Raw genomic sequence first — 22,210 nt, 5'->3', positions numbered from 1 at the left:
ATGGCGGGATATTGATGATGAGCGACACACTACTTGATACCGAAATTATGGAATTTCACAAAGAACTCGACGCGCGGGGCTTGAATTGCCCGTTGCCGATTCTGAAGGCGAAAAAGGCTTTGTCAGAGCTGCAGAGTGGGGAAGTGCTGCGCATCATGGCAACCGATCCCGGTTCCGTGCGCGATTTCCAGGCTTTCGCCAAGCAAACGGGCAATGCCCTGTTGTCGCATGTGCAGACGGGTACCGAATTCGTCTTCCTGATGCAACGCAAATAATTCTGCCAGCCGGGGCCGCCGTGGCGCGGCCTGCCTGATACCTTGCCGTGCTGCATCACTTTTACGTCACTTTCAAGCCCTTTTGCTGCCTTGCAGCGTAGCGGCCGACCTTCCTGAAATCCCCAAAGCTGCACAGTTTAGATGGATTGTTCTAATAAAAAATCGCACGATCGTGCTTAAATTCGGTTCAGGATTCAAATTTCTCTTATAATCGAACGCACAATCAGCACTTGATCCGTCATTTTTATAATTTCCCAAAGGCATAGCTATGAAAGTCTTGGTACCCGTCAAACGCGTGGTCGACTATAACGTCAAAGTCCGCGTCAAGAGTGACGGCACTGGCGTCGATACCGCCAACGTCAAAATGTCGATGAACCCTTTCGATGAGATCGCGCTGGAAGAAGCGATGCGCCTGAAAGAAGCCGGCAAGGTCACTGAAGTGGTCGCCATCTCCTGCGGCGTGACGCAGTGCCAGGAAACCCTGCGCACGGCCATGGCCATCGGCGCCGACCGCGGCATCCTGGTGGAAACGACGACTGAACTGGAACCGCTGGCCGTGGCCAAGCTGGTGAAAGCCCTGGCCGAGAAAGAGCAGCCGCAACTGATCATCCTGGGCAAGCAAGCCATCGATGATGACAGCAACCAGACCGGCCAGATGCTGGCAGCCCTGCTGGGTTGGCCACAAGCCACGTTCGCCTCGAAAGTCGTGCTGGAAGACGGCAAAGTCACGGTCACGCGCGAAGTCGATGGCGGCCTGGAAACCCTGGCGTTGACCTTGCCAGCGATCATCACCACCGATTTGCGCCTGAACGAGCCACGCTATGTGACCTTGCCGAACATCATGAAGGCAAAGAAAAAGCCGCTCGAGACCGTCAAGCCGGAAGACCTGGGCGTCGACGTTGCGCCACGCCTGAAGACCTTGAAAGTCGTCGAGCCAGCCAAGCGCTCGGCCGGCATCAAGGTGCCGGACGTCGCTACCCTGGTCGCCAAGCTGCGTACCGAAGCCAAAGTCATCTAAGCGCGGCCCCGCCGTTTATCCAGAACAATTACAGGACACATCATGGTCGCATTAGTTATTGCTGAACACGACAACGCTACCTTAAAGGGTAGCACCCACCACACCGTGACCGCGGCTGCCCAGTGCGGCGGCGACGTGCACGTGCTGGTCGCAGGTTCGAACGCCTCGGCTGCTGCCGCTGCCGCCGCGCAAATCGCCGGCGTGACGAAAGTCATCGTCGCCGACGCGCCGTACTTCGCCGACGGCCTGGCTGAAAACGTGGCCGAGCAAGTGCTGGCCATCGCCGGCAACTACAGCCACATCCTGGCGCCAGCCACCGCCTACGGCAAGAACATCCTGCCGCGCGTGGCCGCCAAGCTGGACGTGGCGCAAATCTCGGAAATCACCAAGGTCGATTCCCCGGATACCTTCGAGCGCCCGATCTACGCCGGTAACGCCATTGCCACCGTGCAATCTGGCGACAAGGTCAAGGTCATCACCGTGCGTACCACCGGTTTCGATGCGGCCGCCGCTACCGGCGGTTCGGCTGCCACGGAAACGATCTCCGCCGTTGCCGACGCCGGCAAGTCGGCCTTCGTGGGCCGCGAACTGGCGAAGTCGGACCGTCCTGAACTGACCGCCGCGAAAATCATCGTGTCGGGCGGCCGTGGCATGGGTTCGGCCGAGAACTTCCACATCCTGGAACCGCTGGCCGACAAGCTGGGCGCCGCCATGGGTGCTTCGCGCGCCGCCGTCGACGCCGGCTTCGTGCCGAACGACTGGCAGGTTGGCCAGACGGGCAAGATCGTCGCCCCATCGCTGTACATCGCTGTCGGCATCTCGGGCGCGATCCAGCATCTGGCCGGCATGAAAGACTCGAAAACCATCGTCGCCATCAACAAGGATCCGGAAGCGCCGATCTTTGCCGTGGCCGACTACGGCATCGTGGGCGATCTGTTCGAGATCGTGCCGCAACTGGTGAAAGAACTGGGTTAAGTCACACCCATCTAGGTTTTGTATATCACAAAGCCACGCCGGCCCGCCCCACACGGCGAGCCGCGCGTGGCTTTTTTCTTGGAGAGTGAAGATGAGCTATCAAGCCCCGCTGAAAGACATGTTGTTCGTCATGAACGAACTGGCCGGTCTGGCCGAAGTCCATACCTTACCGGGCTGCGAAGATGCCACGCCCGATACGGCCGAGGCCGTGCTGGAAGAGAACGCCAAATTCTGCGGCGGCATAGTGGCCCCCCTGAACTGGCCCAGCGACAAGGAGCCGAGCTTCTGGCACGACGGGCAGGTGACCACATCGAAAGGCTTCAAGGAAGCCTTCAAGGCCTATGGCGAAGCAGGTTGGCAAGGCGTGCAGCACCCGACCGAGTTCGGCGGCCAGGGCTTGCCCAAGCTGCTGGCCACGCCCTGCATCGAAATGCTCAACTCGGCCAGCATCTCGTTTGCCCTGGTAGCCCTGCTGTCGGACGGCGCCATCGAGGCGCTCTTGACGGCCGGCAGCGATGAGCAGAAGGCGGTCTACCTGGAAAACCTGGTGTCGGGCAAGTGGACGGGCACCATGAACCTGACGGAGCCGCAAGCCGGTTCCGACCTGGCCGCCGTGCGCACGCGCGCCGTGCCCCAGGGCGACGGCACCTATAAAGTCTTCGGCACGAAGATTTTCATCACCTATGGCGAGCACGATATGGCGGAAAATATCGTCCACCTGGTGCTGGCCCGCACGCCGGACGCGCCCGCTGGCGTGAAAGGCATTTCGCTGTTCATCGTGCCGAAATTCCTCGTCAATGCGGACGGCAGTCTCGGTGAGCGCAACGACGCTCATTGCGTTTCCATCGAACACAAGCTGGGCATCAAGGCCAGCCCGACGGCGGTGCTGCAGTTTGGCGACCATGGCGGCGCCATCGGTACCCTGGTGGGCGAGGAAAACCGCGGCCTCGAATACATGTTCATCATGATGAACGCGGCCCGCTTCGGCGTCGGCCTGCAAGGCATCGGCCTGGCCGAGCGCGCCTATCAGCAGGCCGTGGCGTTCGCCAAGGACCGCGTACAGTCGCGCGACCTGGCGGGGTCCACGGGTCCTGTCTCCATCATCCATCACCCGGACGTGCGCCGCATGCTGATGTCCATGCGTTCGCAGACGGAGGCGGCGCGCGCGCTGGCCTACGTGGGCGCGGCCATCAGCGACGTGGCGCATCACCATCCGGACGCCGACGTGCGCGCGGAAAGCCTGGCCACCTATGAATACCTGGTGCCCGTGATCAAGGGCTGGGCCACGGAAATGTCGCAGGACGTCACGCGCGACGGCGTGCAAGTGCATGGCGGCATGGGTTTTATTGAGGAAACAGGCGCCGCCCAGCATTATCGCGACGCCAAGATTCTCACCATTTACGAAGGCACGACGGCCATCCAGGCTAACGACCTGGTGGGGCGCAAGACGGTGCGCGACGGCGGCGCCGTGGCGAAAGCCATCATTGCCCAGGTGCGCGCCACAGAAGCCCAGTTGGGCGAGCTCTCTGGCGCCGACTTCCAGGCCATGCAGCGCCATCTGGCCGAAGGCAGTGCCGCGCTGGAAGCGGTGGTGGAATACGTGGTGGCGAACATGAAGACGGATATCAAGGCCGTGTTCGCGGGCAGCGTGCCGTATCTGAAACTGGCGGGCATCGTGCTGGGCGGCTGGCAAATGGCACGCGCAGCCGTGGTGGCGCAGCAAAGGCTGGGAGAAGGTAGTGGCGACGCCTCGTTCTACAAGGCAAAAATCGCCACGGCGCGCTTCTTTGCCGACCACATCCTGTCGCAAGCACCGGGCTTGCGCGCCACCATCATCGACGGCAGCGCCGGCGTGATGGCCTTGTCGGAAGAGCAGTTTTAAGTTGCATCTTTGCCGGTGACTGCCGGCAAAATGCAAAAAGAGCGCTGGAGAGTGATCTCCAGCGCTTTTTTATTTCTATCAAGAATGCTTGGGAAAGCGTTCAGGCACTCTTATCGGCGGGCGATGCCGTTGCCGGAATTGCGTACCAAGTCGCCAGCCGCCAGGCCAGGGTCCTGGTCAAACGCGAAATCGGCCTTGGCGCCCGTTTCATATTGCACGGTGACGGTCCAGGTCTTGGCATTCTTCATGTGGCCTTCGACTTGCTTGCCTGCGTAAGCGCCGCCAGCGGCGCCTGCCAGGGTAGCCAGGTCCTTGCCGCGTCCGCCGCCCACCTGGCGGCCCAGCAGGGCGCCAGCCACGCCGCCGCCGATCAGGCCCAGCGCGCCGCCTTCGCCCGCTTTTTCAGCGACATTGACTGCCAGCACCTTGCCGCAATCGGCGCAGATTTGGTGCTGCGGCTGCTTGGAAGGCTGGTTGGCGTAGGAATTGCCCGCTTTTTGCGCCGCCTTGGCGTTGATGATGGCCTGGTCGTATTCGCCCTTGGCGTCGCGCAGGCATTGCATGCGGGCTTTCGAGCTGCTTTCTTCTGCGCACAATTTCTTGTCGTCCGCATAGCGCGTGCTGGCTTGCTTCGTGTCGTAAGCGTATTGCGCCTTCGGCGACAGGTTTTGCGCGAAGGCGGAGGTGCTGAACAGGGCCGTGATGGCGACTGCGAGGATGAGTGGGCGACGAATCATGATCTTCTCCTAGGGGGTGTTGAATGTGCCAGTAATGCCGGCATTGTGCATGCAGTATAGAGGAAAATCATGATTGCTTACCAACACTTACATGTGCGTGCAGGGGGCCGGAGTGATGCTATTTCCGTGGGGAAATTAGCCGTAGGCGCCGCCCGTATATAGCAAGTCGAAGAGGCGCGCCATGGTAGCGATCAGCACGCCTGCGCCTAGCATCAAGGTAGCGACCAGCACCACGGCCAGGGGCCAGCCCGTGTCCGACAGGTGGCCGGAGGCGGCGTTGTAGCGCGCATCCCACTTGTCGTCCGGCATCAAGCCCAGGACCAGCGCTTCCAGGAAGCCGCCCAGGGCGGACAAGGTCAGCGGCAATATCTGGAAAAACCAGTCGGCGTCGGGTAGCAGTTGGTGCAGCAGCACGGTGGCAGGCAGGGCGGCCAGGTGTAGCCAGCCCCAGCGGTCTTTGGCGCCATGCAAGTAGAAGCGGTGGGCGCCTAGCATGCCCAACAGGAAAGCCAGTAGTGTCGTGACGGCCTTGTTCTTGTGCGACTGTTGCAAAATGGTAGCGGTGGTCATGGGACTCCAGAGTTGCTCATCGGTAAAGATTGCCAGTATCGGTCATTGCCTGCCGCAACGATAGCACTTTCAGACGGCGCGCAGGCGATGTTGTCGCGCGCTTGTGCTGCCTGGGAGTGGCATTACCGGCACGATAGACGCACGCGCCTATTGCGTCTTCGGCCATGACTGGTCATAATGTTTGATTAGCCCAAATTACACGCCCGTCATCATAACGCTTGCTGCCTGGCGGTAAAGCGCGCTATAATTTGCGGCTTTTTCCGCCTCAGCACACTTTTTGGAAATATTATGGTCGTTATTCGTTTAGCTCGTGGAGGCGCCAAGAAGCGCCCGTTCTTCAACATCGTCGCTACTGATTCGCGCAATCGCCGCGATGGTCGCTTCATTGAGCGTATCGGTTTTTACAACCCGATGGCGCAAGGTGGCGAAGTTCCACTGCGTATCACCGCAGACCGTCTGGCCTACTGGCAAGGCGTTGGCGCACAATTGTCGCCAACCGTTGCTCGCCTGGTAGCTAGCAACAACAAAGCAGCAGCTTAATTAGATCACTGGTTTGACGGTCAAGACTGCATCCGGGGTGAAAGTCCCCGATGACCTGGTACAGGTAGGCTATGTCTCCGGTGCTTATGGCATTGCTGGCGGAGTCAGGATCACTCCTTTCTCCGACGACGCGGATGCATTATTAAGCGTCAAAACCTGGTGGTTTGATAAACCGACCTTGCATGATGTTCAAGTCAGGCAAGCGAAGTTACACGGCGGCGACGTCGTGGCCCAGCTGGTGGGTGTGGTCGGGCGGGATGCCGCAGAAGCGCTGAAAGGCGTCTCTGTGCAAATTCCGCGTAGCCATTTCCCGACGCTGACGGCCGATGAATTTTATTGGTCCGATCTGATCGGACTGACAGTCGAGAATTTGCAAGGCGAGTGCCTCGGCACAGTGCACGACATGATGAGCAATGGTCCGCAGTCGATCTTGCGCGTTACGCCCGTCGCCACTGCCGATGAGACCGTTGAAAAGGCGCCTGAGCGCCTGATCCCGTTTGTTGGTCAGTTTGTCATTAACGTTGACAAGACCGCCAACAAGATCACGGTCGACTGGGGCCTCGATTATTAAACCGCCTGCGCTTAACAATGCGCCGGGCAAACTTTGCAGGATGGTGAACGATGCAATTTGATGTCGTGACCCTGTTCCCGGAAATGTTTGCCGCGCTGACGCAGTCGGGTGTGACCCGGCGTGCCTTCGAGCAGGGTAGATGTGGCTTGTCGCTGTGGAATCCCCGTGATTTCACCAGCGACAATCACCGCACCGTGGATGACCGCCCATATGGCGGCGGCCCCGGCATGGTGATGATGGCCCGTCCACTCGAAGCGACAATTAATGCAGCAAAGCAACGCCAGACCGATCTCGGCCTGGCGGCGCCCCGCGTGGTGTTCATGTCGCCGCAAGGCCGTCCGTTGACGCATGAGCGTGTCACGCAGTTGAAAGCCGAACCTGGTTTGGTGATCTTGTGTGGCCGCTATGAAGCCGTGGACCAGCGTTTGCTGGACCGTTGCGTCGACGAAGAGATCAGCGTCGGCGACTTCGTCCTGTCGGGCGGTGAATTGCCTGCCATGGCGCTGATGGATGCGGTGATCCGCCTGTTGCCGGGTGTCTTGAACACCGAGGCATCGGCCATCGAGGATAGCTTCGTCAATGGCTTGCTCGATTCGCCGCATTATACGCGGCCTGAAACGTATGAAGGCATGGCCGTGCCGCCCGTCTTGATGGGTGGCAATCATGCCGAGATCGTCAAGTGGCGCCGCCAGCGCATGCTGGAAGCGACCGCGACAAAGCGGCCTGACCTGCTGGTCAGCGCACGCGCCGCCGGCTTGCTCAGCAAGACCGACGAAAAATTTCTGGCCAGCCTGTAAGCCGTTTTCGGACGGCAAGCAGGGTGGCTTTGCAGTGCCGGGCATGTTGCCCATATTGTGTTACCCATCCTCTACCGGGCGGATACTTGCTATCCACAGTGCGCCGGCATGATGGTTTTCGGAGTTATAAAAATGGACTTGATTCAACAATTAGAGCAGGAAGAAATTGCTCGTCTGGGTAAAACCATTCCTGAATTCGCACCAGGCGATACCGTTATCGTCAGCGTCAACGTAGTCGAAGGTACGCGCAAGCGCGCCCAGGCTTACGAAGGCGTCGTTATCTCCCGTCGTAACCGTGGCCTGAACTCGAACTTCATCGTTCGCAAGATCTCGTCCGGCGAAGGCGTCGAGCGTACGTTCCAACTGTACTCGCCGCTGATCGCTTCGATCGAAGTGAAACGCCGTGGTGATGTTCGCCGCGCCAAGCTGTACTATCTGCGTGAGCGTTCGGGTAAATCGGCGCGTATCAAAGAAAAATTGCCAAATCGCCGCGTTGTGGCGAAAGCAAGCGCGTAATATCAGCGTCTGCGTTGGGAAAAGGGTGCCTCAGGGTGCCCTTTTTTTATTCTGAATTGCTATTGAGGCAAGCTGCCATGGCCACCATCGCATTTGATCCCAAACAACTCGCCATCGATTCGATCGCCGGCGAGGCGGCGCTCGACGCCGCGCGCCTGACGCCAGGCTGGCTGCGCCAGCGCCTGGCCGAACAGCCGGACTGGCAGCCCGAGATCACCCAGGATTTCCTCTCCGCCCGCGCCGTGCCGGTGCGCGCCGCCGTGCTTATTCCTATGGTGCAGCGCCCGCAGGGCTTGACCATCTTGCTGACCATGCGCACGGACAACCTGAGCAGCCATGCGGGCCAGGTCAGCTTTCCCGGCGGACGCAGCGAAGCCTTCGATGTGTCGCCCACCGCCACGGCCTTGCGCGAAACGGAAGAAGAAGTCGGCCTGGCGCGCGCGCACATTGAAGTGCTGGGCTGCCTGCCCGACTACCTGACGGGTACCGGCTACCAGGTCACGCCCGTGGTGGGCCTGGTGGCGCCACCGTTCGAACTGCGCGCCGACCCGTCCGAAGTGGCGGAAATTTTCGAAGTGCCGCTGGCCTTCCTCATGGATGGCCTCAACCATCAGCGCCTGTCGGTGGAATTGCCCGGCGGGCGGCGCTCTTTCTACGCCATGCCGTATGAGCGCTTCTACATTTGGGGCGCCACCGCCGGCATGCTGCGCAATCTGTTTCACCTCTTGCGCGCGTAAAATGCTGCCCCGCACGTAATAAGTTTGATTCCAGCACTGCACTGCGCTATCGTAGCGGGCATTGCGGTATTGCTGAAAAAGACAAAAAGGACGTTTGATGACATTTCTCTCCATACTTTGCGCATTGCTGATCGAGCAGCTCAAACCTTTGCGCGCGGATAATCCGATCTACGCCGAAATCAAGAGCCTGGCAATGCGCATGGAGACCTGGTTCAATGCCGGCCACGCCAACCATGGCCGCATGGGCTGGTTCCTCATGATCGGCGTGCTGATGGTGCCGGCGGCTGGCGTGTACTGGCTCTTGCAGCATTATCAGCTTTCCCTGCTGGCTTTTGCCTGGAACGTCCTCATCGTCTACCTGACCCTGGGCTTTCGTCACTACAGCCATTACTTTACCTCCATCCAACTGGCCCTCAGCGCCGGCGACGAAGCGACCGCTCGCACCTTGCTGGCCGATTGGACCAAGCTCGACACGGTGGGCATGGAAGCGAGTGAAATCGCCCGCATCGCCGTGGAAAAAGCCCTGATCACCACGCATCGCAATGTGTTTGGCGTCTTCTTCTGGTTCCTCATGCCACTGGGGCCCGCCTGCGCAGTGATGTACCGCGTGGCCGAATACCTGGCGCGCGCCTGGAACGAGCCCGAGCACATGCGCAATGAAGCTTTCGGTCAGTTCGCCGCGCGCGCCTTTTACTGGATCGACTGGATCCCCGTGCGCCTGACGGCCGTGGCCTTTGCCGTGGTCGGCAATTTCGAAGATGCCATCTACGCCTGGCGCAATTTTGCCCAGCGCTGGCAGGACGAGGCCATCGGCATCATCCTGACGGCCGGCGGCGGCGCCATGGGCGTGCGCCTGGGCACGCCGGTGGAAACGGCGGCCCGCGTGCTCGTCACGCCCGACCTGGCCGTCGATGACAGCGACAGCGAAAGCGATATCCTGCCGGGCGAAGAGCCGGGCCCGCGCGCCTTGCAGAGCACGGTTGGCCTGGTCTGGCGCGCCTTGCTGCTGTGGATGTTGCTGCTGCTATTGATGTCGGGCGCCGTTTTCCTCGGCTGACGCGGACGCACACGCGCCATCCATGCGCCTTGCGCGTGGAACAAGGTTAAAATAGGGGCTGGCGCGCAAGGCGTGCCGGCCCCTGTTTGCATAGTCGGGGCAGATCGAGGTAGAACCCAAGTCTTCTATAAGATATAATACTGGCTTACCGCAGCAAACGTAGTTGAATTACCAGCCCGGCTTACCCGCCGGGGCCATTCACGCAATCCAGTCCCGACAAGCCACATGGCCGAGTTATCTCAAAAAACAGGGGAACTCTCAGACGAGTTCTTCATCCTTGGTCTCACCAGCAATGGCAAGCAATTCCGACCCAGCGATTGGGCCGAACGCCTTTGTGGAGTGATGTCCTGTTTCAATCCCGAAGGTGGCGGGCGCAACGCGCACCTCCAGTATTCGCCCTACGTGCGCCCGACCGTCGTCAATGGCGTCAAGTCGGTGGTGGTCAACACCAAGCTGCGCGAGATCGAGCCGATGGCGTTTCACTTCGTGCGCGAATTTGCCAAGGATAATGACTTGCAGATCGTCGAAGCCTGCTTCCTGCCGCCCCCCGAAGAAAAGTAAGATCCGTTTCACTGATGTGCCTCAAACCCGCCTCGGTGGGTTGGCGTAGCGCGGACACTCTGCCTCCAACGCAGTGGCGACACGCGTATCTGCCCCCGCAAACCGGCCATTGCCAGCGTGACACGAGCGTGCAGATAGCGGCGCTGCTGATGCGCCAGCGTCATGTGGGCGACCTGATCGTGGCCGAACAGCCGAACGGCGAGCGCGTCCCCATCGGCATCCTCACCGACCGCGACATCCTCAGCCCTGGACCCCGCCAGCGTCGTCAGTATCGACGACCTGCTCGCCTTCCTGGCCCGGATCAGCAGCGGCCAACTGTTACATGAAAAGTGCATGCGGAAGTACTCCCGCATTGCGCAATTCCGGTCAAATCAGCTTCGCCTGAAAATGCTACAGTCGCTGCTCGTTCAACGGGAAGCGTTCATGCATTATCTGGCCAAGGCACTCTGGTATATCGAATCGCATTTTGCCGACAATATCTCGCTCGGCGATATCGCCCACGTGGGCGGCGCCTCGCCGTGTCACCTGACGCGCGCGTTTGGCCTGGCCACGGGCCACTCCGTGATGCGCTATGTGCGGGCGCGCCGGCTCAGTGAGGCCGCCCTGGTGCTGGCGCAGGGCGCGCAAGACATCCTCGCCGTCGCCCTGCAGGCCGGCTACAGTTCCCATGAAGCATTTACGCGGGCCTTCCGCGAGCAGTTCCAGATCACGCCGGAAAAGGTACGTGCCCAGCGCCACGTCGCCAACCTCGCGCTGGTGGAGGCCATCAAAATGGATGTGGCACCTGGCGTTGCGCTGGAGGCGCCCCGTTTCGAGCAGGGTCCCGCCTTGCTGGTAGCGGGCCTGCTTGAACGGTATCGCGCAGAAACCTCGGCCGGCATCCCCGCTCTGTGGCAGCGCTTCCTGCCCCACGTGGCGCCCGGCCAGCTGGTGTATGGCGTGTGCTGCAACAATGACGATGCGGGCAATTTCGATTACCTGTGCGCCATGCCGGTGAGCGACTTTTCCCTGGTTCCCGACAGCTGGGCGCGGCTGCGCATCGCCCCGCAACGCTACGCCGTGTTTCATCACGGCGGGCATATTTCCACCATCCGCGCCACCTGGCATACGGTGTGGAATGAATGGCTGCCCCAGTCCGGGCTGGAGGTGGCGGACGCCCCCGATTTTGAACGCTATGACCAGCATTTCGATCCCGCCAGCGGCATTGGCGGCGTGGAAATCTGGCTGCCCTTGAAAGCATGAGTATGTTCCCAAGCATGATTGCGCCGGCCACGTCTGCCGGCGGCACCGCGCTGCGCCAGCGCCTGTTGCAAATCGCCGCCGCGCTGGCGGCGGGCCTGCCCCTGTACTGGGTGCTGGGGCCGCAGCCGTTGGGCTGGCTCGCCTGGTGCGCGCCGCTGCCCGTGCTGTGGCTGGCCCTGCGCTCGTCGCGCCGCGATGCGGCCTGGATGACGTTCCTGGCGGCCGTGCTGGGCCTGTCATCCAACTTTGCCTATTTTCGCCTGCTCATGCCCCTGGCCTCCGTGCTGGCCGTGCTGCTCGTCAAGGCACTGCTGTGGCTGCTGGTGGTGCTGGCCACGCGGCGCCTCGTGTTGCGCTACCGCTCCGGCTGGACGGTGCTGGCCTATCCCGTGCTGTGGGTGGCCATCGATACCCTGATGGCGGCTTTGCTGCCGGACGGCAACTGGGGCAGCCTCGCGTATTCGCAAGCCGATAACGTGGCCGCGCTGCAGGTGGCGGCACTGGCGGGTGTGCCTGGCCTGCTGTTTTTGCTGTGCCTGGTCCCCTGCGCGCTGGCCTTGCTGCTGGCGGGCGGCCGCACGTATGCGCCAGCGGCGGGCGCGACCGTGCTGCTGCTGGCGGCCGCGTTCGCCGGTGGCGCCTGGCGCGTGCAGGGCGCGGTGGCCTCAAGCGGGCCGCTGGCGGGGCTGGTGGCCATCGATGACTTTATCGGCCCGGCCACGCCGCCGGCGCGTGCGCAAGCCATCTGGGACCAGTATGCGCGCCATGTCGAAGAGCTGGCCGGGCAGGGCGCCAGCCTGGTGCTGTTGCCGGAAAAGATAGCCGTGCTGGCGCCCGCGCAGGCGGAGGCCGTGCGGCAGCGCTTCCAGGCGCTGGCGCGCAGTACGGGCGTGTGGATCACCGTGGGCCTCGGCGTGCAAGACGCTGCCGGCCGGCGCAACCTGGCCTGGCTGTTCGCACCCGATGGCGCGGCGCCCGTCAGCTATCAAAAACATCATCTGGCGCCGCCGGAGCGCGAGTTTCTTGCTGGTAGCGCCTACGCCGTGCAGCCGGTGGCGGGTCTGGCCATGGGCCTGGCCATCTGCAAGGACATGCATTTCGCGTCCCTGGGGCAAACGTATGGCGCGGCCGGGGCGCAAACGATGTTGGTGCCGGCCTGGGATTTCCAGTTTGACGCCTGGATGGGGGCGCGCATGACTGTCGTGCGCGGTGTGGAAAACGGCTATGCGGTGCTGCGTGCGGCGCGCGAGGGCGTGCTGACGGTCAGCGACGCGTATGGGCGGGTGCTGGCGGAGCGGGCCAGCAGTGCCATGCCGGGCAGCACCCTGCTGGCGCCGCTGCCGGCAGGCGCATCCGTCGCCACCTGGGCAGGATGGCTGGGGCCGCTGTTCGGCTGGCTGTGCGTGGCGCTGGGCGTGATTGTGCTGTGCCTGGGCCGGCGCGCCGTGCCTGCGCCGTGACGGAAAACGTCACATTTTGCTGCAATGCGCAAAACCGCATTGCGCCGCTGTTTTATATTATTTGAGAGGCTGCCACATAATCGCTGCCGATGACTTCACCATTGCGTTGCCTATATCGGCGCGATGGCGGCATATATATTGCACTGCAATAAGTGGTTTTCTCTGGTATTGAGAAAATGGGGCGATTGGTATTAATTGGTACTTAATTCAGCCACGAAGTCATACATATCGCCGCGGAAGTAGGAGCGGCAAAATTCCACGGCGCGGCCATCGCGCAAAAAGCCCAGCCTTTCCACCGACAAGCCCGCATCACCTTGCTCCGCCTGCAGCAGGCTGGCCTGCTCCCCCGTCAGTAAAAGCGCGCTGAGGCGCTGCAAGGCCCGCACGGGCCGGTTGCCCGCCTGTTCCAGCGCGTCATACATGGACACGTCGACGGCGTCGAGCGCTGGCAGGCAGCTGGCGACGATGGTCGCGTATTCCAGGCACATCGGTACTTCGTCCGCATAGCGGATACGGTGAAAACGGTACACGGGCGCGCCCGGCGACAGCCGCAGGCGCAAGGCCTCTTCCGGCGTGACGGTGCCTTCTGCCCGCTTGAGCCACACGCTGCGCGGCGTGCGCCCGCGCGCCCGCATGTCCTCTGAAAACGAGGTCAGCTTGGCGAAATTCTTCTCGATGCGCGTATTGATGAAATTGCCCGAGCCGGGACGCCGCACCAGCAAGCCCTCATTGACGAGGCCATCGATGGCCTTGCGCACGGTGATGCGCGAGACGGACAGGTCGCTGGCCAGCTGGCGCTCGGCCGGCAGGGCTTCCTCGGGGCCGAGGATGCGCTTGTCGATCGCTTCGCGCAGCGCGCGCTGCAGTTGCTGGTACAGGGGCAGGCTACTCGTCTGCCCCAGGCCTTGCATGATGTGAGCCAGGGTTGTCATACGCTGAGGGTCTCCGTTACGGCGCGTTACAGACGCGCTCTGTATCTGTTTTGAGTCGCTGGATAATACCAAAAAAGACCGTTATAAAACCAATTTGAATTATCAGGCCGTCAATTTATTCCTGGCCTTGCAGGTATTTACCTCACTCATACGGGCTACAGAGTGATTCAGGAGAAGTGGTCTGTGTGATTCAAACAACGTTATAAAAAAAAAGTTGCAACTGGTAGTGTTCTGGTATTGGATAGTAGTATATTGGCGTTGAATTGGTTTTGTAAGTGGTTGTGCCGAAGGGTCTGCAGCACGCCGGTGAGAGTAGGCGGGCTGGAAAGAAGACCTACGTTAAAAATGAAAAGGTTCCAATCCTGGAGCCTAAATCAAGGGGGAGTACATGAAACGCAATTTGACAGCTAGCTCTGCAGCACGCAATTTGACGCCTATCGCCGCTGCTGTGGCTATGTTGATGGCCGGCGCGAGTTTCTCGGCGCATGCGCAGGAAGCCGTGGCTAAAGAGACCAAGCCGGCAGCGACGGCTGATGTTGACGAAGGCCAGACCGTCGTCGTGACGGGTATCCGTGCATCGCTGCAACAATCCTTGAACCAAAAACGCAATTCCGACAGCTTGGTCGAGGTGATCACGGCTGAAGACGTGGGCAAGATGCCTGACAAAAATATCGCCGATTCGCTGCAACGCGTGCCAGGTGTCAGCGTCGCCGCTGCCGGCGGCAACGAAGGCAGCTTTGGCGAAAACGACCGCGTGGCCTTGCGCGGCACACCGTTCGGCCTGACCCTGACTACCTTCAATGGCCACTCCGTCAGCAGTGGCGACTGGTTTGCCGACAACATCATCGGCGGTGGCCGCAGCGTCAGCTTCTCGCTGTTCCCATCCGAACTGATCGGCCGCGTCACCGTGCACAAAGGCTCGCAAGCGAATCTGCTGGAAGGTGGCGCGCAAGGTGTGATCGATATCGAATCGCGCAAACCGCTGGACTTCAAGAAACAAATTACGGGTCAGGTCAGCCTGGGCGCCGTGTACTCGTCCAACTCGGGCAAGAAAGATCCGCAAGTGAGCGGCATGCTGAACTGGAAGAACGATGCCAACACCATGGGTGTGATGGTGCAGGGCTTCTATCAGAAGCGCAAACTGAGCCGTGTCGGCCAGGAAAATGGCGTCTGGTATGACGAAGTCAAGCCGGATTCGGCAGTCGCTGCTGCCTTGCCAGGCTCGGCCGGTGGCCGCGTCAACTACATGGGTGGTACCGCCTGGTTCGAACAGGAACGTACGCGCAAGGGCGGCCTGATCGACGTGCAGATAAAACCGAGCAACGCGCTGACGCTGGATTTCACCCTGTTCCACTCCGAACTCGACGCGCCGAACATTAACCATAACTTCATCCAGACCGTGGGCCTGGAAACGGGCAGCAAGGGTGGTTATCCTGTCGGCAATGTCAGCGGCACTTACAAGGGCGGTATTGTTACCGGCCTGCACACCACCGTGCCAGCCAATTGCGGCGTCGTCTGCGCCGGCTATTCCAGTGCCGTGCAGGAGGAGTTCAGCCGTCCTGTGGCGGAAAGCAAGTCCGACTTCTTCAACGTCGATGCCAAGTACCGCGTCAATGACCGCCTGACCTTCTCGGGCAAGGTCGGCACGACCAAGGGCGTGGGCAATACAGAAAGCGGCGCGCTGGGCGTTTGGATGCCTTGGACGGGCGGCGGCTACACCCAGAAGGGTGCCAGCCATGGCGTGATCTACGATACGCCGGGTGCGGATAAGTTCTCGATCGGCGGCCGTCAGGCAACACCTTACACCTACGGCTCGCACGTCACTGCGAACGACAAGGAAACTTATGGCCAGATCGACGGCTTCCTGAAACTGGACTTGCCAGCGATCTCGTCGGTGGAATTCGGTGCCCGCGTTGCGGAACATAAGCGTGACCTGACGGCCATCGGCATCGTTGCCAAGCCATCGCTGGGCGTGACTGCCAACTTGCCGATGAACGGCCTGACATCGTTCCCAAGCAACTTCAACGACCTGGGCGTGAATGGCGCCGGTTACTGGACGTTCTCGCAAGCGAGCGTCAACAAGTGGCTCAACGATAATGCCACGTACGAAGGCAATCTGCGCCAGTCCGAATTCAACATCAAGGAGCCGACCCAGTCGGTGTACGCGATGGCGAACTTCGGCACGGAAGGCCTCTCGGGTAACTTCGGCGTGCGCTATGTGCATACCAAGGAAGACGTCAACCGCTACGAGTTGAATCCGGCTGCCCAGTATGTAATCAAAAACTACACCAACACGTATAATGATTTCCTGCCTAGCGCCAACTTCCGTCTGGATGTGACGAAGGATATCATCGGCCGTTTCGGCATCAGCCGCACCATGGCTCGTCCTGAACTGGGCATGATGGCCGGCCTGGATCTGCGCGACAACCAGCTCGACGGCAACGCCGGCAATCCTAACCTGCGTCCTATCCGCTCGAACAACGCCGACATCGGCGTGGAATGGTACTTCGCCCCAAAATCGATGGTCTCGGCTGGCATCTTCTACTCGTCGCTCGATGGTTATGTGACCTACGGCAAAGGTGTGACGACGTTCTACAACCAGTTGCAGAACAAGTTCACCCAGTATGAAGTTGGCACGCCAACCAATACCACGGCGGAAGTCAAGGGCCTGGAACTGTCGTACGTACAAGCGTTGCCAGCAGGCTTCGGTGTGAACGCCAACTACACCTATACCGATGGCAAGGAAACGGGTAACGTCAAGGGTTCGCCATGCGGTGATTTCGGCGAATGCACCATGATCGGCACCTCGAAAAACGCCTATAACATTGGCGCGTTCTTTGAAAACGACAAGTTCAGCGCGCGCCTGACGTACAGCTACCGTTCGCAATTCCTGAACGGCACCTCGCGCCGCAGCGCAGCGTATCAGGCTGGCATCGGCGGCCTGTCGGCATCGATCGCCTACCAGCTGACGGAAAACCTGGCCATCACCCTGGACGGCAAGGATCTGAACAATCCACTGTCGCGTTCGACCATCAAGACCCCTGGTTCGGATGATATGCCAGGCGCGTTCTACAAGAATGGTCGTCAGATCTACCTGGCACTGCAAGGCAAGATGTAAGACGTTTATATAGTGGATGCCCCCCGGCGGACACCTGGGATGGCATGACAATGGCGGAGCGCAGCTGGCTCCGCCATTTTTTTATTGCAAGATGCTTTTCTTTACATGGTGAGATACATCCGATGACATTACATGCAATGCTGGCTTGCTTCGCTTGCGCGCTGCCACTGGCAGCCTCCGCCGCTCCCGCCGCGCCGGCTTTCGCGCCGGAAGTGGTGGCCTATTATCCCGGTTGGAAATCGGCTGATTTTCCCGTTAACGAGCACAATATTCGCCCTGGCAATGTCAGCCTGATCCAGTACGCGTTCGCCGACATCTGCTGGGATGGCGAACATGGCAATCCTGCGCCCGAGGGCGGTGGCATGAGCGCCTGCCTCGATGCGCAGGGCCAGCCGTCCCGGCCGGCCAATGGCAGCATCGTGCTACCGGCGCCTCAAGCCGATGCCGACAACTTGCGCAAACTCAATGCGCTCAAGCACAATAATCCGCAGCTGCGCGTCCTGCTGTCGGTGGGCGGCTGGATCTGGTCGAACCGCTTTTCGGACATGACAGCCACGCCGTCCGCGCGCCAGGCATTCATCGCTTCCGCACTGGAACTGGTGCGCCAGCATGGTCTCGATGGCATCGATATCGACTGGGAGCATCCGACGAGTGGGGGAATCCCCTGCATCGAAGGCAAGGTCTGCCACCGAGGCGACGACAAGGAAAACTATGTGCGCCTGGCCAGCGAACTGCGCAGCGCCTTCGACCAGGCGGGCAAGCAGACGGCCGGCCGCCATTACCTGATCACCATCGCCGCCGGTGCGCATGCCAGCCTGAGCGACGACAGCGCCGCCGCGCCCGGCTGGATCGTCCGCCTGGCGGCGCAGCTGGACTGGATCAACCTGATGACGTATGACTATCGCGGCGTCTGGGATGCCGAGAGTGGCCAGCTGGCCCCCCTGTATGCCGATCCCGCCGACCCGCAGCGCGACAAGGCCCTGAATGTGGACGCCACCGTGACGCGCTTCCTGCGCGCCGGCGTGCCCGCCGCCAAGTTGGTGCTGGGCGTGCCCTTCTATGGCTATGGCTGGAAGCAGTGCGCCGCAGGTCCCCGCAGTGACGGCCTGTACCAGCCTTGCCAGGGCGCAGCCAGCGGGATTGATGGTACGCCGACCTTCACCTATCGGCATCTGCTGGAGCAGGGTTACCTGCGCGACGGCAAGGGCGCGCGCGGCTTCCAGCGCCACTGGAATGGCGCGTCGCAAGTGCCATATCTGTACAACCGCGACAGCGGCGTCTTCATCAGCTATGAGGATGCGCAATCGGTGGCCCATAAAGTGCGCTATATCCGCGACATGGGCTTGCGTGGCGGTATGTTCTGGGAATTGAGCGGCGATGCGCAGCAGGTGCTGGGCACTGCCCTGGCGCCCATCCTGAAGGGGGCGCAGCCATGAACCAGCGCTACCTCGCCCTCGACGTCCTGCGCGGCCTGACCGTCGCCCTGATGATCGTCGTCAATACGCCCGGCGACTGGGGCAGCGTGTATGCGCCCCTCCTGCATGCCGAATGGCATGGCTTTACTGTGACGGACCTGGTCTTTCCCAGCTTTTTGTTTGTCGTCGGCAATGCGCTGGCCTTTGCGCTGGGCAAGTATGAAAACCTGGGCCATGGCGCCGTGCTGGCCAAGCTGTGCAAGCGCAGCGCACTGATCTTTTTACTCGGCTTCCTGCTGTACTGGTTCCCTTTCTTCAAGCTCGACGATGCGGGCCAGTTCGCCTGGTCGCCGCTGTCGCAGACGCGCATTCCCGGCGTGCTGCAGCGCATCGCCGTGTGCTACCTGGCCGCCGCGCTGATTTTGCATTACTGGAAGGCGCGGGGCGCGTTGCTCTTCAGCGCCTGCGCCTTGCTGGTCTACTGGGCCATCCTGGCGACCTGGGGCGACTACAGCTTGCATGGCAACGCGCCGGCCAAGCTCGATCTGATCCTGCTGGGTGACAGCCACCTGTACCACGGCGAAGGCCTCGCCTTCGATCCGGAAGGCGTGCTTGGCACCTTGCCGTCTATCGTCAACGTGATCGCCGGTTACCTGGCGGGCAGTTTTTTGCGCCAGACGGCGCCGGCGCAACTGCGCTACCGCTTGGGGCAACTGGCCGTGGCCGGTGCACTCTGCGTGGTCGTGGCGCTATGCTGGAATGAGGTGTTTCCGATCAACAAGAAACTCTGGACCAGCTCTTACGTGATGCTGGGCATCGGCCTGGATTTGCTGCTGCTGGCGCTGCTGATGTTCCTCATCGACGTGCGCAAGATCACGGGCTGGACGTATTTTTTTGAAGTCTTCGGCAAGAACACCCTGTTCATTTACCTGGTCTCGGAAGTGCTGGTGATCATCGCCTTTACCGTGCGCATCGGTGGCGGCAATCTGTACCAGTGGCTGTATCAGCAGTGGTTCACGGGCTGGGCGCCGGCGCGCGTGGGCTCGCTGCTGTTTGCCGTCAGTTTCATGCTGCTGTGCTGGCTGATCGCCTACGCCATGGACAAGCGCAAGATTTATATCAAAGTCTAGAACTTCAGCTTCAGGCCGTAACGCGTGGCCAGGGCGGTGAACAGCAGCATCAGGGCGGTGACGGCGGCGGCATTCCACAGGCCGGCCGCGCCGCCCGTTTCCAGGTAGGGCCACCAGAAGCGCGGCAGGTGCAGTACGGCCGCCAGTTGCTGCCACAGGTCGGGCACGATGTAGGCGAACAGGGCATTGGTACCGGCGGGCAATAGCACCACCGCCCACGCGCGCCAGCGCCACACGTCGATGACGATGTAAAACACGAGGAACAGGGCCAGGATGAGGGCGCTGCACACGAGCGTGTAGGATTGCGTCGCCGCGATCTTGTTGATGTGGTGGTAGGGCCGCAGCAGCAGGCCGGCCGCCAGCAGGCCCAGCGCGAACCATGCCATGAAACGGATGCGCTGGGCATGGCTCAGGGCCGCGCCGCGCAGGAATAGCTGGCCCACCAGGGTGCCGGCCATTACATTGGCCGCCGTCGAACCGAGCACCTGCGGCACATTGACGATGGCGTTCACGCCAGCCGGCAGGAAATCCAGGCTGCCCGCCGTACCGCCCATGTACAGCGCGATCAGCAGGGCAAATACGCCCATCAGCGCCGTGCCGTTGCCCTGGCACATCAGGTACATCAGGCTGCACAGCAGGTAGGACCAGCCTATCATGCCGAGGATGCCCCACCACGACGGTTGCAGCCAGGTGCTGGAAAATTCCGCATTCAATTCGCCGCGGAAGGTCGCCAGCAGGAACAGCATCAAGGCGCCGCCGGCAGCCAGCTCAAGCTTGCCCGCGCCCTGGCGCCACAGCAGTATCATGGCGCTGTAAAACAGCAGGAAATAGACGGAGTGCGACACGGCCTGCGGCAGCAGCACCGCCTGCGCATCGTAGCGGTATGCATTCGCCAGCACCACGCCGGCCAGCATCAGGCTGGCGGAGCGCCACAGCAGGCGTCCCAGCAAGGCTGGCGTGACGTGGCCGCAATGGCGTTGCAAGGCCAGCGGAATGGCCATGCCCACCATGAACAGAAAGCCGGGAAAGACCAGGTCGGGCATGGTGATGCCGTCGGCACGCGGTCCCGTATGTTCAAGCCAATAAGCAATGCCGGGCATGCCGGCCAGGTAGTTGACCCAGATCATGGTGATGATCACGAAGCCGCGAAAGGCGTCCAGGCTGGTCAATCGTTCGGTGGCGGTGGCGGTGGCTGGCGGCATGGAAGGAAAAGGTCGAAAAAAAAGCAGCCCCGGCCTGGACCGGGAACCGCTTTGCGCGTGCTTGCGTGAGCAAGAATTACTGTGCCGCTGCCGCCGGTGCTGCCGCTGGGGTGGCAGGACGGTTCAGCCACAGTATCCAGTAACGGGCCAGATCGCTCACGCCATCGCTGCCCTTGACGGTTTCCAGCACCTTGATGGCATCGTCTTTCTTGCCGGCCATGGCGTAGGAATAGCCGAGGCGCAGCTTGGCGTCTTCTGGGCGCTTCAGGCCGCCCTTGGCGATGCCTTTCTGGATCAGGTCAATACCTTTGTCGAACTGGTCCATCGTCACGAAGGCGTAGCCCAGGTTGGTCAAGCCCGTGCCGTCCTTGCTTTTCATGGCCGACGCTTCGCCGCTGGCGATGTTTTTCGCATCGTCGGCGGCAGCCTTGTTGGCCTGGTCGCGCAGTTTCTTGTGCTTGGCAGCATTCGCGCCCGTGCCCAGCACGCCCTTGGCATAGCCGGCGTCGAGGACTTTTTTCGCTTCCGTCGGGAAGGCGTTTTGCAGGGCGATTTCCGCCATGTCGCTGTAGTCCTGAGGCGGCATGGTAGCGACGGCCTGGAATTGCAGGCGCAGCACGTCCAGCGCGAAGCGGTCCGAATAACCGGCCTTGCCTTGCAAACGGCCCAGCAGGTCGCTCCAGTAGTCGTCCGACGGGTAGTAGCGCACCAGGTTTTCCATGGCGATCAGGTAGGTGGCCGGATCCTTGCTTTTCGATCCTGTGTTGGCCAGCAATTGCAGTTCTTCGATGGTCGGCGTCTTGCCCGCTTGCTGCTTGGCCGTCACATCGGCCATCAGTTCCTGTTTCGCGCGCGCAAAATCATTGCTGAAGTAGTAGGCGCGGATGATGTAGGGACGCACGGTGGCCACGTCGCCCGTTTCCGTCTGGTAGCGGGTAAACCATTTGATGGCGTTCGGGTAATCCTTGGCGTTGTAGTGGTAGTTCGCCAGCGCCTGGATGAAGTCGCCTTGGGCTTTCTTGTCCAGCTTGCCCGATTCGATCACCGCTTCCAGCGCCGTCATGGCCATGGGGGCATTGTTCGTGGTCGATGCCAGCGCCACGCGCAGGCGGTTCAGCACAAACAATTCGTAGGGCGTCAAGGCTGGAATGGCGGCAGCCTGGTCGATGCGGCTTTGCACGTCGGCGTAGTTTTTGGCATCCATCGATGCCTTCACGACGGTCGGATCGAGCAGTTTGAACACTTCAGGGCGCACCGTGTCGGCCGGGGCTACGGCAGGGGCACCGGCGGCGGCCGCAGGTTTTGCATCCTGCGCATGCGACAGGGCAGGCAGGACATTCAGACCGATGGCGGCCAGGATCAGGCTGAGACGGGCAAGGCGGAATTGGGACATGGGTTATCTTTCAATCAATAACAAAAATACGCACCGGCACTGGCAGCCGCAACATCGTGCAGTGGCATTGCCAGAGGGGCAA

The 22,210-nt window shown here is 61.2% G+C and carries 22 protein-coding genes; 17 read left to right on the top strand and 5 right to left on the bottom strand.

All coding sequences use genetic code 11. From position 1 onward, the window contains the following. The first annotated feature begins 47 nt into the window (after positions 1-47). From K0F85_RS21555 to K0F85_RS21540, 4 genes are all read left to right on the top strand, one after another. On the top strand, positions 48-275 hold the full coding sequence (locus K0F85_RS21555; RefSeq protein ID WP_010395510.1) for a sulfurtransferase TusA family protein: 228 nt from the start codon (positions 48-50) through the stop codon (positions 273-275). Between the two features lie 268 nt (positions 276-543). Next, positions 544-1,293, top strand: coding sequence for an electron transfer flavoprotein subunit beta/FixA family protein (locus K0F85_RS21550; RefSeq protein WP_099379460.1), 750 nt, complete (start codon positions 544-546; stop codon positions 1,291-1,293). A gap of 42 nt (positions 1,294-1,335) precedes the next feature. Then, a complete protein-coding gene (locus K0F85_RS21545) occupies positions 1,336-2,268 on the top strand; it encodes an electron transfer flavoprotein subunit alpha/FixB family protein (protein WP_219117973.1) in 933 nt (310 codons plus the stop codon). Positions 2,269-2,359: 91 nt separating this feature from the next. Further along, the gene (locus tag K0F85_RS21540; RefSeq protein WP_219117972.1) at positions 2,360-4,150 is read left to right on the top strand and encodes an acyl-CoA dehydrogenase; all 1,791 of its coding nucleotides are present in this window, start codon (positions 2,360-2,362) and stop codon (positions 4,148-4,150) included. 110 nt (positions 4,151-4,260) lie between these two features. On the opposite strand, the gene K0F85_RS21535 is transcribed toward K0F85_RS21540, so the two are convergent. After that, entirely contained in the window at positions 4,261-4,887 is a 627-nt protein-coding gene (locus K0F85_RS21535; protein WP_219117971.1) for a glycine zipper 2TM domain-containing protein, read from the bottom strand. Positions 4,888-5,022: 135 nt separating this feature from the next. Then, complete coding sequence (locus tag K0F85_RS21530) at positions 5,023-5,457, bottom strand: NINE protein (RefSeq protein ID WP_219117970.1); 435 nt, start codon at positions 5,455-5,457, stop codon at positions 5,023-5,025. A 288-nt stretch (positions 5,458-5,745) separates the two neighbouring features. Between K0F85_RS21530 and rpsP the strand changes: the two genes are divergently transcribed. From rpsP to K0F85_RS21480, 10 genes are all read left to right on the top strand, one after another. Next, a complete protein-coding gene (gene rpsP / locus K0F85_RS21525) occupies positions 5,746-5,997 on the top strand; it encodes a 30S ribosomal protein S16 (RefSeq protein ID WP_010395524.1) in 252 nt (83 codons plus the stop codon). A 13-nt stretch (positions 5,998-6,010) separates the two neighbouring features. Further along, positions 6,011-6,568: a ribosome maturation factor RimM gene (rimM, locus tag K0F85_RS21520; protein ID WP_257572951.1), complete on the top strand. Its 558-nt coding sequence runs from the start codon at positions 6,011-6,013 to the stop codon at positions 6,566-6,568. A gap of 50 nt (positions 6,569-6,618) precedes the next feature. Further along, a complete protein-coding gene (gene trmD / locus K0F85_RS21515) occupies positions 6,619-7,365 on the top strand; it encodes a tRNA (guanosine(37)-N1)-methyltransferase TrmD (protein WP_219117969.1) in 747 nt (248 codons plus the stop codon). Positions 7,366-7,497: 132 nt separating this feature from the next. Beyond that, positions 7,498-7,881 (top strand): 50S ribosomal protein L19, encoded by a 384-nt coding sequence (rplS, locus tag K0F85_RS21510; RefSeq protein ID WP_010395528.1) that lies wholly within the window; start codon positions 7,498-7,500, stop codon positions 7,879-7,881. Between the two features lie 77 nt (positions 7,882-7,958). Further along, on the top strand, positions 7,959-8,618 hold the full coding sequence (locus tag K0F85_RS21505) for a CoA pyrophosphatase (RefSeq protein ID WP_219117968.1): 660 nt from the start codon (positions 7,959-7,961) through the stop codon (positions 8,616-8,618). A 97-nt stretch (positions 8,619-8,715) separates the two neighbouring features. Next, positions 8,716-9,675, top strand: a complete 960-nt coding sequence (locus K0F85_RS21500; protein ID WP_219117967.1) for a CobD/CbiB family protein — start codon at positions 8,716-8,718, stop codon at positions 9,673-9,675. 225 nt (positions 9,676-9,900) lie between these two features. Beyond that, positions 9,901-10,236: a DUF3579 domain-containing protein gene (locus K0F85_RS21495; protein WP_029496213.1), complete on the top strand. Its 336-nt coding sequence runs from the start codon at positions 9,901-9,903 to the stop codon at positions 10,234-10,236. A 14-nt stretch (positions 10,237-10,250) separates the two neighbouring features. Continuing rightward, complete coding sequence (locus tag K0F85_RS29225) at positions 10,251-10,562, top strand: CBS domain-containing protein (RefSeq protein ID WP_374198766.1); 312 nt, start codon at positions 10,251-10,253, stop codon at positions 10,560-10,562. Positions 10,563-10,659: 97 nt separating this feature from the next. Continuing rightward, positions 10,660-11,478 (top strand): AraC family transcriptional regulator, encoded by an 819-nt coding sequence (locus K0F85_RS21485; RefSeq protein ID WP_219117965.1) that lies wholly within the window; start codon positions 10,660-10,662, stop codon positions 11,476-11,478. Continuing rightward, positions 11,475-12,938 carry a carbon-nitrogen hydrolase family protein gene (locus K0F85_RS21480; protein WP_219117964.1) on the top strand — a complete coding sequence of 488 codons (1,464 nt, stop codon included), beginning with the start codon at positions 11,475-11,477 and terminating at the stop codon, positions 12,936-12,938. Before K0F85_RS21485 ends, K0F85_RS21480 begins: the two co-directional genes overlap by 4 nt. A gap of 191 nt (positions 12,939-13,129) precedes the next feature. Here the strand turns inward: K0F85_RS21480 and K0F85_RS21475 are convergent, their stop codons facing one another. Beyond that, entirely contained in the window at positions 13,130-13,870 is a 741-nt protein-coding gene (locus tag K0F85_RS21475) for a GntR family transcriptional regulator (RefSeq protein ID WP_219117963.1), read from the bottom strand. 460 nt (positions 13,871-14,330) lie between these two features. Here K0F85_RS21475 and K0F85_RS21470 point away from each other — a divergent pair, with 460 nt between their 5' ends. The 3 genes from K0F85_RS21470 to K0F85_RS21460 all read left to right on the top strand — a co-directional run bounded on the left by K0F85_RS21470 (position 14,331) and on the right by K0F85_RS21460 (position 19,533). Further along, positions 14,331-16,988 carry a TonB-dependent receptor gene (locus K0F85_RS21470; protein ID WP_219117962.1) on the top strand — a complete coding sequence of 886 codons (2,658 nt, stop codon included), beginning with the start codon at positions 14,331-14,333 and terminating at the stop codon, positions 16,986-16,988. A 122-nt stretch (positions 16,989-17,110) separates the two neighbouring features. Next, entirely contained in the window at positions 17,111-18,424 is a 1,314-nt protein-coding gene (locus K0F85_RS21465; protein WP_219117961.1) for a glycoside hydrolase family 18 protein, read from the top strand. Continuing rightward, positions 18,421-19,533 carry an acyltransferase family protein gene (locus K0F85_RS21460; protein ID WP_219117960.1) on the top strand — a complete coding sequence of 371 codons (1,113 nt, stop codon included), beginning with the start codon at positions 18,421-18,423 and terminating at the stop codon, positions 19,531-19,533. Before K0F85_RS21465 ends, K0F85_RS21460 begins: the two co-directional genes overlap by 4 nt. On the opposite strand, the gene K0F85_RS21455 is transcribed toward K0F85_RS21460, so the two are convergent. Together K0F85_RS21455 and K0F85_RS21450 are read right to left on the bottom strand one after the other, a co-directional pair. Next, positions 19,530-20,735 carry a DUF5009 domain-containing protein gene (locus K0F85_RS21455; RefSeq protein ID WP_219117959.1) on the bottom strand — a complete coding sequence of 402 codons (1,206 nt, stop codon included), beginning with the start codon at positions 20,733-20,735 and terminating at the stop codon, positions 19,530-19,532. The two genes, K0F85_RS21460 and K0F85_RS21455, sit on opposite strands and share 4 nt — an antisense overlap. 76 nt (positions 20,736-20,811) lie before the next feature. Then, on the bottom strand, positions 20,812-22,128 hold the full coding sequence (locus tag K0F85_RS21450) for a lipopolysaccharide assembly protein LapB (RefSeq protein ID WP_219117958.1): 1,317 nt from the start codon (positions 22,126-22,128) through the stop codon (positions 20,812-20,814). Positions 22,129-22,210: the final 82 nt, after the last annotated feature.

It is taken from the genome of Janthinobacterium sp. UMAB-56, from assembly GCF_900095265.1.
GTDB lineage: Bacteria > Pseudomonadota > Gammaproteobacteria > Burkholderiales > Burkholderiaceae_D > Janthinobacterium.
This window is presented reverse-complemented; position numbering and strand designations above follow the sequence as displayed.

Coding starts and splice junctions, on each gene's coding strand:
- K0F85_RS21545 (WP_219117973.1), top strand. CDS start 1,336: ATGGTCGCATTAGTTATTGCTGAACACGACAACGCTACCTTAAAGGGT.
- trmD (WP_219117969.1), top strand. CDS start 6,619: ATGCAATTTGATGTCGTGACCCTGTTCCCGGAAATGTTTGCCGCGCTG.
- K0F85_RS21550 (WP_099379460.1), top strand. CDS start 544: ATGAAAGTCTTGGTACCCGTCAAACGCGTGGTCGACTATAACGTCAAA.
- K0F85_RS21475 (WP_219117963.1), bottom strand. CDS start 13,870: ATGACAACCCTGGCTCACATCATGCAAGGCCTGGGGCAGACGAGTAGC.
- K0F85_RS21465 (WP_219117961.1), top strand. CDS start 17,111: ATGACATTACATGCAATGCTGGCTTGCTTCGCTTGCGCGCTGCCACTG.
- K0F85_RS21450 (WP_219117958.1), bottom strand. CDS start 22,128: ATGTCCCAATTCCGCCTTGCCCGTCTCAGCCTGATCCTGGCCGCCATC.
- K0F85_RS21540 (WP_219117972.1), top strand. CDS start 2,360: ATGAGCTATCAAGCCCCGCTGAAAGACATGTTGTTCGTCATGAACGAA.
- K0F85_RS21500 (WP_219117967.1), top strand. CDS start 8,716: ATGACATTTCTCTCCATACTTTGCGCATTGCTGATCGAGCAGCTCAAA.
- K0F85_RS21555 (WP_010395510.1), top strand. CDS start 48: ATGGAATTTCACAAAGAACTCGACGCGCGGGGCTTGAATTGCCCGTTG.
- K0F85_RS29225 (WP_374198766.1), top strand. CDS start 10,251: ATGTGCCTCAAACCCGCCTCGGTGGGTTGGCGTAGCGCGGACACTCTG.
- K0F85_RS21535 (WP_219117971.1), bottom strand. CDS start 4,887: ATGATTCGTCGCCCACTCATCCTCGCAGTCGCCATCACGGCCCTGTTC.
- rplS (WP_010395528.1), top strand. CDS start 7,498: ATGGACTTGATTCAACAATTAGAGCAGGAAGAAATTGCTCGTCTGGGT.
- K0F85_RS21470 (WP_219117962.1), top strand. CDS start 14,331: ATGGCCGGCGCGAGTTTCTCGGCGCATGCGCAGGAAGCCGTGGCTAAA.
- K0F85_RS21460 (WP_219117960.1), top strand. CDS start 18,421: ATGAACCAGCGCTACCTCGCCCTCGACGTCCTGCGCGGCCTGACCGTC.
- K0F85_RS21495 (WP_029496213.1), top strand. CDS start 9,901: ATGGCCGAGTTATCTCAAAAAACAGGGGAACTCTCAGACGAGTTCTTC.
- K0F85_RS21455 (WP_219117959.1), bottom strand. CDS start 20,735: ATGCCGCCAGCCACCGCCACCGCCACCGAACGATTGACCAGCCTGGAC.
- K0F85_RS21480 (WP_219117964.1), top strand. CDS start 11,475: ATGAGTATGTTCCCAAGCATGATTGCGCCGGCCACGTCTGCCGGCGGC.
- K0F85_RS21485 (WP_219117965.1), top strand. CDS start 10,660: ATGCATTATCTGGCCAAGGCACTCTGGTATATCGAATCGCATTTTGCC.
- rpsP (WP_010395524.1), top strand. CDS start 5,746: ATGGTCGTTATTCGTTTAGCTCGTGGAGGCGCCAAGAAGCGCCCGTTC.
- K0F85_RS21505 (WP_219117968.1), top strand. CDS start 7,959: ATGGCCACCATCGCATTTGATCCCAAACAACTCGCCATCGATTCGATC.
- K0F85_RS21530 (WP_219117970.1), bottom strand. CDS start 5,457: ATGACCACCGCTACCATTTTGCAACAGTCGCACAAGAACAAGGCCGTC.